The sequence below is a fragment of the Chloroflexota bacterium genome (assembly GCA_014360805.1).
Taxonomy (GTDB): domain Bacteria; phylum Chloroflexota; class Anaerolineae; order DTLA01; family DTLA01; genus DTLA01.
Map to the genome: position 1 here is coordinate 1 of JACIWU010000099.1, position 9,559 is coordinate 9,559.

Sequence of the window (9,559 nt, forward strand, 5' to 3'; positions counted from 1 at the left end):
CGTGGGTGATACGGGCGGGCGGCTTTCCACAGATGCCGCGGGCAAGGTGCAGGTGTGGAAACCCGCCCCTACTGTTCCCCATTCGCGTGATTCGCGGTTACAGAGGCAGGGGCGGGTATGGAAACGGCGGGTATGGAAACCCGCCCTACGTTTTCGTGGGCATGGTGCGATGCACTTCCGGAAGCGCGTGGCACCTCGGTCGCCGACACGAGACCGAGCCGAATCCGCTCCTCTCCTCGTTGTTCGCGCCCGCAATCCATGTTACAATAGAAGCCGCGAGGCTTTCCGAGAGAGCGGGCCATGGGCAGGTGTCTGTATTGCGGCAGGCGCGACAGCCTGGTGGCGGAGGTGCTGGGGGCGTGCGCCGATTGCATCCGCTCGCGCCCGGAGGCGCTGGCGCACGTGTGGGAACGGCGGGCGCAGGCCCGGCGCGAGTTCGGCCTGCCCATCGCGCCGCCGCGCACGGAGGGGGGCGTCGCGTGTCGCATCTGCGCCAACGAGTGCCGCATGGGAGAAGGCGAACGCGGCTTCTGCGGCCTGCGCACCGCGCACGGCGGCAGACTCGTTCACCTGGCGGGGACGTCCGGGGCTGGCCTCCTGCAAAGTTACCACGACCCTCTGCCCACGAACTGCGTTGCCGACCCCGTTTGCGCCGGGCACTCGGCGCGTGGGCGCACCAATCTGGCCGTCTTCTACGGCGCATGCTCCTTTGACTGCCTCTACTGCCAGAACTGGCACTTTCGGCAGATGTCGCCGTCGGGACGGTTGACCTCGGCGCAGGAACTTGCGGACCGAGCCGGGACTCGCGCTGCGTGCGTGTGCTATTTCGGCGGCGACCCCGCGCCCCAGATGCCCCACGCGCTGGCCACGTCGCGTATCCTGGCCGGGCGGGGCCTGCACATCTGCTGGGAGACCAACGGCTCCATGAACCCCCGGCTGCTGCGCCAGGCGGTGCAACTGTCGCTTGCCACGGGCGGCACGGTGAAATTTGACCTGAAGGCGTGGAATCCGGCCCTGCACCTCGCCCTCACCGGCGCCGATAACCGCCGAACGCTGGACAACTTCGCGCAGGCGGCGGAAAGGAGCCGTAGCCGACCCGAACCGCCCCTGGTGGTGGCCAGCACGCTGCTTGTCCCTGGCTACGTGGACGCGCAGGAAGTGCGGGCCATCGCGCGCTTCATCGCCGCCATTGACCGCAATATCCCGTATGTGCTGCTGGCCTTCGCGCCCGCCTTTCTGATGCACGACCTGCCGTGCACATCCTCGGCGCACGCCCGCGAGGCGCTGGAAGCGGCCCAGGCCGAAGGGCTGACGCGGGTGCGCATCGGTAACCCGCACCTGCTGGACCTGGGCTGGGTTTGAGCGGAGCGCCCTCGGCTTTGCCTGGTGGCGGCACATGGGCTACAATACGCGCACTTGCCGCCCGGGAGGCGTGGATGAACGTCGTGCTTCGCGCTGTGCTGTACATCGCAGGGGTGCTGGTTGTGGCGCTTGCCGCCGTGTGGGTGTTCGGCGAACGGTGGAGGCTCGTCCGTCCTTCCACGCGCCGCTGGTTTGCCGGCGGGTGGCGCAGTCTGCCGCAGAAGATTCACGGGTACGTTTACGCCCGCTGGAGCAACCAGTACATCGGCATCGCCATCCACCGAATGCGGCCCGGCCCTCGCAAGTTTCAGAGCAACTCCGCCGACCACTATCACGGGAAGGTGCTGCCCCATCCTCTGGCCCGCCAGATGGTGGCGCTGAACCACGACCTGAACCTGCGGGATCAGGAGCAAGTCATCCCCTATCCGGTGGCGCGCGACATCGTGCTCCGCAACCCCGATCGCATCGCCGTGTACGATTGCCCGTGCCGCTCGGCCAGGACGAAGCCGTGCCTGCCGCTGGACGTGTGCATGATCATCGGCGAGCCGTTCGTGAGTTTCCTGCTGGAGCACAACCCGGGGTCGGCGCGGGCCATTACACGCGAGGAGGCCCTGGCCATCCTGGAGGCCGAGCATGAGCGCGGGCACGTGCACACGGCGTACTTCAAGGATGCCATGGAGGGCCGCTTCTACGCCATCTGCAACTGCTGCAAGTGCTGCTGCGGCGGCATAGAGGCGATGGTGAGCGCGGGCGTGCCCATGATCGCCTCGTCGGGGTACGTGACGCAGATAGACCCCGGCCGCTGCACCGGATGCGGGCTGTGCGCCGAGGTGTGCCCATTCAAGGCGGTGCGGGTGGAGGAGGACGGCCGAGGCCGGCGGGTGGCGCGGGTGGACGATACGGCCTGCATGGGGTGCGGCGTGTGCCGGGCGCGGTGCGCCTTCGGCGTGCCGGTGCTAGTGCGGGATGCGCGCAAGCCCATCCCGATGGACATCGCGGCGCTGGAAGGCGAGCGGCCGTTTCGGGAGCGGATTCTGGAGTCCGATTTGTGATACCATTTGGAGGATAGCGATGCGATGCGTTTCATGTGGCGGGGAATTGGTTGGGCAAGAGGCGTGCGGGTTGCAGATTGACCGCTGCCATACTTGCGGCGGGATGTGGCTGAACAAGGGCGAACTGGACAGCCTGGTGAGCGCCGAGGACGAGGATGTGAGGTGGATGGACCTGGACCTGTGGGCCGAGGCGCAGAAGGTTACGGGGGCCATGTCTTCGCGCGAATGCCCCTACGGCCACGGGCCGCTGGTTACGCTCACCTACGGGGATTCGGGCGTGCAGGTGGACGTGTGCCGCACGTGCGGCGGCGTGTGGCTGGATTCGGGCGAGTTTGAGCGGATTGTGGACTACCTGGGAGAGCAGGCGGAGTCGCTGTCGCTGTCCGGCTACATCCGGGAGTCGCTCCAGGAGGCGAAGGAACTGGTGGCGGGGGGCGAGGGCCGCGCCGCCGAGTGGAAGGACCTGCGGGCGGTGCTCCGGATGCTGCGGATGCGGCTGGCGGTGGAACACCCGACGATCGCGGCCATCTTGCGGTCGCTCCCGCGCTGAAAGAGGTGCGGGGCCCGGAGGGGTCGGGCCCCGCGTTTGTGGGGTAGAGGGTGCGCCAGAGGGCATTCTGGGCAGACCGTAGAGGGGGCAGGCGTCGGGGGCGCGAACCCCGACGCGGCTGGCACCGCTGCGTGTGTGCGTTCCAGGTTTTGGAACGTTTGTGCTACTGACGGAAGTAGTATAGCACAAACGTTCTAATCTGTCAAGGGGTTTTTGTTTAAAACTTCGTGCATCGGAGGAGTCATGAGCAAACAGATCATCGCGACGGACAAAGCGCCCGCGGCGGCGGGGCCCTACTCGCAGGCGGTGCGGGTGGGCAATCTCGTGTTCACGGCGGGGCAGGTGGGGCTGGTGCCCGGGACGAAGGAGTTCGCCGGGCCCGACATCGCCTCGCAGACGCGCCAGGTGCTCCGGAACATCCAGGGGATTCTGGAGGCTGCCGGCTCGGGCCTGGAGCATGTGGTGAAGACGACGGTGTTCCTGCAGGACATCTCCGAGTGGCCGGCCATGAACGCGGTGTACGCGGAGTTCTTCCCGAAGAACCCGCCGGCGCGGTCGGCGGTGCAGGTGGGCGCGCTGCCGCTGGGGGCGAAGGTGGAGATTGAGGTGGTGGCCGAGGTGCCCGGGGGCCAGCCTCGCTAGGGGAGTGCAATTCGGTTTGGGGGCAACGTAAAGACCCCAAGGGTCTCCCGAACCCTTGGGGTCTCCGGTGATCTCCGAGGTGCCCGGCGGCCCCTCGCGGGGTTTCGCCGCCGCTCCGCACAATGTGCGGGCTGCCGAAGCACGGCTTCAGCAGTCCACAGTCCTGCGCGCCCCTATCGGCCCGCGCTGAAGGTGTAGCGCAAGACGTCGCTGGGGCAAGTGTCCACGCAATTCCCGCAGAGCACGCATTCGGTGTTCTCCATGGACGCGGCTCTCACCATCGCATGGACGTCCAGGCTCATGGGGCAATGGCTCGTGCACCGCTTGCAGTCTGTGCATGCCTCGGCATTCGCCGCTAGGCGCAGCGCAGGCCACGCAAAGCGGTTGCGAATCCAGCGGCCCAGAATCATAAACGGCGCCATCCAGCAGATGGTGTGGCACCCAGCGCGCCGCCCGACAAATACCGCCAACCCGACGAACAGGGCGATGACGATGTAGTAGATGAAGTAGGCGAAGACGATGGGTCGGTCGGGAGATCCCGCGACGGAAATCCCGCCCTCGGTGCCGTAGAAGAAGTCCACGGCGGAGTAACCCCCGGCGCGTATCGCCATCAGCACAATCAGCACAATCAGCGCGATCCATGGAATCCAGATGAGCCACTTGATCCAGTCTATCTTGCGCCCATTGACCCGACGGTTGTTCACCGGCTCTACCATCTCCTGCATGCCGGCCCCGGGGCACACCCAGCCGCACCAAAGCCGTCCCACGAAGAGCGACGACACAAACATCAGCCCGAACATGATGAGGCTGCCATTGACGACGCCGTTCATCGCGCCCTCAATGACGAGGTAGGGCGACAGGTAGTTGAGTGTTATCGGAAACGAAAGGAACGCCAGAATCACCAGCGCCTTGCGAATGCGCTGCCGCAGAGGAAGTTGCTTTACCATCATGTCTCTCCTGAAAGGTATTCTTTGGGGATGTCCCCGTTGCGAATTCGTTGGATGATGCTCTCAATCCACTCTAGGTTGGTGCGGGCTGTCATCTTGCCGATTTCCAATGTCAGCATCCAGAAGAAGAACTCACGAGGGGACCTGACATAGTCCGCATAGGCGTCAATGCGCTCGGGAATTCGGTCATATTGTTGCAGCAGCATCCGCATGTGCTCGGCCGCCCGCTCAAACATGGCGATCACTTCCTCGTCCGGCAGTTGGCCGGCGAAGAAGACCTGGATCATTGGGGCGCTGCGGCTCTGGGCCATGGGCAGGGGGGTTGTGAGCCATTGGCGCAGTTCCTCTCGGCCTGCCTCGGTGATGTGATACACTTTGCGGTCAGGCCGGTCTTCCTGCTCTACGACCTCTACGTCCGCCCAGCCTTTCTCGCTGAGCCGGTTTAGGGTGCGGTAGATTTGAGCCTGGTCTGCCGGCCAAAAATGGCGCACCGACGTGTCAAAGATTTTCTTGAGGTCGTAGCCAGACATAGGACGGTAGGTCAGGAAGCCCAGAATTGCATGTTCTAGAGACATCGCTCGCTCCTATGTTTGTACTGTCCTGTATATGTCTAGTCTAATATATGATTAATCTCATTATATCCAAAGTCTGACTGTGTGTCAAATTCTGGTTCCGCGCGTGAAAAAGCCCGGCGTCGAGGCCGGGCATAGGCGTGGCTTGTGGAGTGGTCGGGGTCTCACCCGATGTTCAGCAGCCGCTTGGCGAGGGCGATCTTGCCGTCCAGGTCGCCCTGGCGGGCCAGCATGATGCGCTGGGCCATGGGCGACCCCGCGCCGTGCATGGATTCTATCAGGTATGCGACAGCACCCGCGCCTGCCACCAGGTTCTCAATGAGGCGCAGGACCTTGACGCGGTCCACCGGGTCCACGCCCTCGGCAGCGGCCAGGTACTTGCGGATGTAGGGGCCCGCGACATGGTCCTCCAAATCTCGCGCCGACGGCAGCGTGCCGAGCAGGCCGCCGGCGATGTCGGTGGCGAGGCGCGCCATCTCGTAGGGGAACCGCGTTACGTTCAGTTTGCACACGTTGGCCAGCAGCAGGTCCACCTCGTAGTTCCCCGCGGCCGTGGGATGGCCCAGGGTGGAGCAGGCGATGCCGCAGGCGAAGAGCGTCTCGTTCAGGTGGATCATCTCCACGATTTTGTCGCGAACGTGGGATGCGGCGGCTACGCCGTTCATGCGCGCGATGAGGGCCGTCGCGCCGATGAGCACGTCGCCCACGCCCACCTTGCAGCCGCCGTAACTCTGGCGGTGGTAGGCGGCGAACCGCTCCACCAATTTGCCGCTCTGGTCCACCTCGCCGTTCAGGAAGATGCGCTCGTTGGGCACGAACACGTCCTCAAAGACGGTGAGCACCTCCTGCCCGCCGAAGGTGGGGTTGCCCACGTCCAGCGTTCCCTCCAACTTGCGGGTGTCGCTGGCCTGGCGGCCGTAGATGTAGTGGATGCCCTTCGTGTTGGTGGGCAGGGCGAAGCAGATGGCCCAATCCTCCTCGCCTGGCCTCATGGCGGCCGTGGGCATGACGATGATCTCGTGCGAGTTGATCATGCCGGTCTGGTGGAACTTGGCGCCGCGCACCACGACGCCGTCGCGGCGACGCTCTACCACGCGCAGGTACAGGTCGGGGTCTGCCTGCTCCGAGGGGCGCTTGCTGCGGTCGCCTTTGGGGTCGGTCATCGCGCCGTCCACCACCAGGTCGTGGCGCTGGACGTGGCTCCAGTACTCGCGGAACCGCTGGTGATAGTCGGTGCCGTGAGCCTGATCGCACTCGTAGGTTACGCTGAAGACGGCATTGGCGGCGTCCATGCCCACGCACCGCTGGAAGCAGCAGGCGGTGAGGTTGCCGCAGTGGCGCTGCATTCGTACCTTGTCCATGAGGTCCTGGGTGCTCTGGTGCAGGTGGGTGAAGCGGTTGACCTCGTCGCCGATGAGCGGCGAATAGGCGCGGAACAGGGGACGGGTCGCGGCGTCGTGGGCGCAGTCGTAGGTAACGGCGACGGCGCGGAGCGACGGGGCGACGAGGGGATGGCGGGTCAGGTCGTCGGCCTTCTCGCCCAGGATGTGGGCCTCCAGGCCGAGGTTCTCCACCGAGGCAACGTATTCTTTGCCGGTTTTCAGTGCCATGTCATGTACCTCCTGTTGGCGATTGCACACGGTTCGCCGGCGGCTCTGGGGCATTTGACCTCCGTAATGCTTGGATTATACTTTCGGTGTTCGTCTGATAGCAAACCACCCAACCACTGCAATAAGGAGAACCAAAGGGATGCGCATTCTAGCGGTAGATGACGATCCCATCACGCTCAAGATCGTCTCCAAGACGCTGGCGGGCGCCGGATATGATGTCTTCACCGCCCGCGACGGGCAGGAAGCCCTGGCGCAGGTGGAGTCCGTTCGGCCGGACTTGATCATCCTGGACGTGATGCTGCCCGGCATGGACGGGTACGAGGTCCTGCGCCGCCTGAAGTCGCGGACCGATGCCCCGCTGTTGCCCGTTCTCATGCTGACCGCCGACGACACCGTGGAGGGGAAGATCAAGGCATTCACGGCCGGAGCCGCGGACTATCTGGCGAAGCCCTTTGACGCGGCGGAACTGGTAGCGCGCGTGAAGGCGCTGCTGCGGCGGTTTGCGGGGCCTGCGGTGGGGGCGGAGGCCGTCCAGGGCACGGTCATCGCGGTCTTCTCGTTGCGCGGCGGGTGTGGCGTGTCCACGATTGCGGCGAACCTGGCGGCGGGGCTGGCGCAGATTTGGGGCCAGCCGGTGGCGTTGGTGGATTTGGCGCTGACGGCCGGGCACAGCGCGCTCCTGTTCAACCTCCCCCTGCATCGCACCTGGGCCGGCCTGGCGCGCATCCCCGTGGCGGAATTGGACGCCGACTTGGTGGAACGCACCCTGCTGGAGCATCCCAGCGGCGTGCGCGTCCTGGCGGCTCCCAAGGGGCCGCAGCATGCCGAGGCGGTCTCGGCCGAGCATGTGGCGCAGGTTGTTCGGCTGCTCAAGTCGCGGTACGCGTATGTGGTGTTGGATTTGCCCCACGACCTTAGCACCACCACCGTGGCGGGGCTGGACACCGCGCATCGCATCGTTCTCCTCATGACGCCCGACCTGGCCTCGGCCTATGTTACGGCACGCACCCTTGACGTTTTTGAAACACTGGAATATGGTAAAGACAGAATCTACCTGATTCTGAACTGGACCTTTGAACGCGGGGGACTGGCCCGCAAGGAGATGGAGGGTTTTCTGAAGCATCCGACGAGCCTCATCATCCCCTTTGCGCCAGACCCGATCGTCAGAGCCATCAACACCGGCGTCCCCCCCGTCCTTGACGCGCCGGAAAGCCCGCTTGGGGCTTTGCTAGAGGACCTGGCCTTCACCTTGAGTACCGAAGAGCACCGAACGCGCGGCCCTGCCAGCCCAACCGCCGCCTGGGAACGGGTGCAGCGCCGCATTCGCCAACGCCAGGCGCGGGCAGAGCGCCATCCGGCAAGTCCCTTGCGAATCGGGTAACGGTTTGTTGTAGGAAGTGTAGAAGGAGGGGACACTATGGGTTGTTTCCGTGTAGCCAGACGCGAAGGCCAGGGCATCGTGGAGTACGCGGTGCTCCTGGGCCTCATCGCGCTGGTGGTCGTGCTGGCGCTTGGCGCGATGGGCATCTCGGTGGGCGACGTGTACGCCGCTGTGGTGAAGGCCCTGGGCGGAGAGGTGAGTTGCAAGACGTACTACCACTCCGATTTTGGCCGCGAAATCCCCAGTTGGATTGAGATTAAGAATTCCTTCTGGGGCAAGTTCGGTTCGTGGAAGGTGAAGGACGGGAAACTCATCAGCCCGCGTTCGGGCGCGATGCTGCTCACCGGCTATTCGGGGAGCGACTACAACATTTCGTTGAGCGGCATTCGCCTGGCCAATCAGAGCAGCGCATGGAACGGCTATGGCGTGATGTTTCGGGCCAGCACCGATGCGAAGAACCGCCTGAACGGGTACATGTTTGAGTTTGAGCGGCGCAGGCCCAACGAGCCGGTAACGATGTACTTCAGTTATTGGGTTGGCGGCAAGCAGGTGGTGCTGAATCCTCCGGGCAAGATGGTCATCCCTGCCAACAGCGGCTGGGACAACCCTGCGAACCTGACGGTGTCGGTGCAGGGGAATACCTTTGTGGCCAGCATGAACGGCAAGAAGATCATGGAGGCCACAGACCCCAAGAATCTGTACACCGAGGGAGCCGTGGGCGTGGCCTCTAACGCAGGCTCTAGCATTGTGCTGGACGACCTGGCGGTGAAGACGCCAGGGTGCGAGGAGTAGCGAGATGGAGCGGTCGCCGTCCCTTGATGAATACAAAGATGGGATGCCCGAGCGCCTGCCGGATCCCTCGGCGCGGCGGAGGCGGGCGTGGATCGCCATCGCCGTTCTGGCGGCGCTGGCGCTGGTCTTTGGCATGCTCAACCTGGCGCGGAGCGGGGCGTTTGCCCGTGTCGCCGGGGTGGGCGGCGTCAAAGGTGTGGTGGTGGACGAGACGGGCCAGCCGCTGTCGGCCGAGGTCTTCGTGCTGGGGACCAATCTGTCTGCGGAGACCGACGCGAGTGGATACTTTGAGATTCAAGGCGTGCCCGCGGGCAACCAGACGCTGGTGATCGGCTACCTGGCTCAGGGCACCGAGGTGCCCGTGCGTGTGGCGGGCGGTGAGACCCGCGACCTGGGCCAGGTTCGGGTGTCCACCGCCGAGCAGCGGGACCGGCTCCTGGCCGTGGAGGGTGGGCAGTAGCGGTGTGTCGTCGCGCCCGCGCGGGGGCATAGGGGCGACCCGCGGGTTGCCCCTACAGGCGGACATGCGCCTGCAGGGGTGAACCCCTCACATCCCCCTGTCCCCCTTCTCTCCCCGCCTGCGGGGAGAGAAGGGGGTGGCGTGGGCGCGGGGGTGGGCGTGTTCGCGTGTAGGGGGCAACGCATGCGTTG

10 protein-coding genes are annotated in these 9,559 nt (G+C 65.1%); 7 read left to right on the forward strand and 3 right to left on the reverse strand.

Features of this window, described 5'->3' with window-relative positions:
• Positions 1 to 300 precede the first annotated feature (300 nt).
• From H5T65_12720 to H5T65_12735, 4 genes are all read left to right on the forward strand, one after another.
• Complete coding sequence (locus tag H5T65_12720; protein ID MBC7260099.1) at positions 301 to 1,362, forward strand: radical SAM protein; 1,062 nt, start codon at positions 301 to 303, stop codon at positions 1,360 to 1,362.
• Positions 1,363 to 1,436: 74 nt separating this feature from the next.
• Positions 1,437 to 2,414 carry a 4Fe-4S binding protein gene (locus H5T65_12725; protein ID MBC7260100.1) on the forward strand — a complete coding sequence of 326 codons (978 nt, stop codon included), beginning with the start codon at positions 1,437 to 1,439 and terminating at the stop codon, positions 2,412 to 2,414.
• A gap of 19 nt (positions 2,415 to 2,433) precedes the next feature.
• On the forward strand, positions 2,434 to 2,964 hold the full coding sequence (locus tag H5T65_12730; GenBank protein ID MBC7260101.1) for a zf-TFIIB domain-containing protein: 531 nt from the start codon (positions 2,434 to 2,436) through the stop codon (positions 2,962 to 2,964).
• Between the two features lie 243 nt (positions 2,965 to 3,207).
• Complete coding sequence (locus H5T65_12735) at positions 3,208 to 3,606, forward strand: RidA family protein (GenBank protein MBC7260102.1); 399 nt, start codon at positions 3,208 to 3,210, stop codon at positions 3,604 to 3,606.
• Between the two features lie 173 nt (positions 3,607 to 3,779).
• Here H5T65_12735 and H5T65_12740 read toward each other — a convergent pair whose 3' ends face one another.
• The 3 genes from H5T65_12740 to H5T65_12750 all read right to left on the reverse strand — a co-directional run bounded on the left by H5T65_12740 (position 3,780) and on the right by H5T65_12750 (position 6,735).
• Positions 3,780 to 4,553 carry a 4Fe-4S binding protein gene (locus H5T65_12740; protein MBC7260103.1) on the reverse strand — a complete coding sequence of 258 codons (774 nt, stop codon included), beginning with the start codon at positions 4,551 to 4,553 and terminating at the stop codon, positions 3,780 to 3,782.
• Positions 4,553 to 5,128, reverse strand: a complete 576-nt coding sequence (locus H5T65_12745) for a PadR family transcriptional regulator (GenBank protein MBC7260104.1) — start codon at positions 5,126 to 5,128, stop codon at positions 4,553 to 4,555. The genes H5T65_12740 and H5T65_12745 overlap by 1 nt, the downstream gene beginning before the upstream one ends.
• Positions 5,129 to 5,289: 161 nt before the next feature.
• On the reverse strand, positions 5,290 to 6,735 hold the full coding sequence (locus H5T65_12750; protein ID MBC7260105.1) for a 4-hydroxybutyryl-CoA dehydratase: 1,446 nt from the start codon (positions 6,733 to 6,735) through the stop codon (positions 5,290 to 5,292).
• Between the two features lie 139 nt (positions 6,736 to 6,874).
• On the opposite strand from H5T65_12750, the gene H5T65_12755 reads away from it, so the two are divergent.
• Genes H5T65_12755 through H5T65_12765 form a run of 3 tightly spaced genes read left to right on the forward strand, consistent with a single transcriptional unit; the run spans position 6,875 to position 9,368 of the window.
• Positions 6,875 to 8,116, forward strand: coding sequence for a response regulator (locus H5T65_12755; protein MBC7260106.1), 1,242 nt, complete (start codon positions 6,875 to 6,877; stop codon positions 8,114 to 8,116).
• A gap of 36 nt (positions 8,117 to 8,152) precedes the next feature.
• On the forward strand, positions 8,153 to 8,908 hold the full coding sequence (locus H5T65_12760) for a hypothetical protein (protein ID MBC7260107.1): 756 nt from the start codon (positions 8,153 to 8,155) through the stop codon (positions 8,906 to 8,908).
• Positions 8,909 to 8,912: 4 nt separating this feature from the next.
• Positions 8,913 to 9,368, forward strand: coding sequence for a carboxypeptidase-like regulatory domain-containing protein (locus H5T65_12765; GenBank protein MBC7260108.1), 456 nt, complete (start codon positions 8,913 to 8,915; stop codon positions 9,366 to 9,368).
• The last annotated feature ends 191 nt before the right edge of the window (positions 9,369 to 9,559 follow it).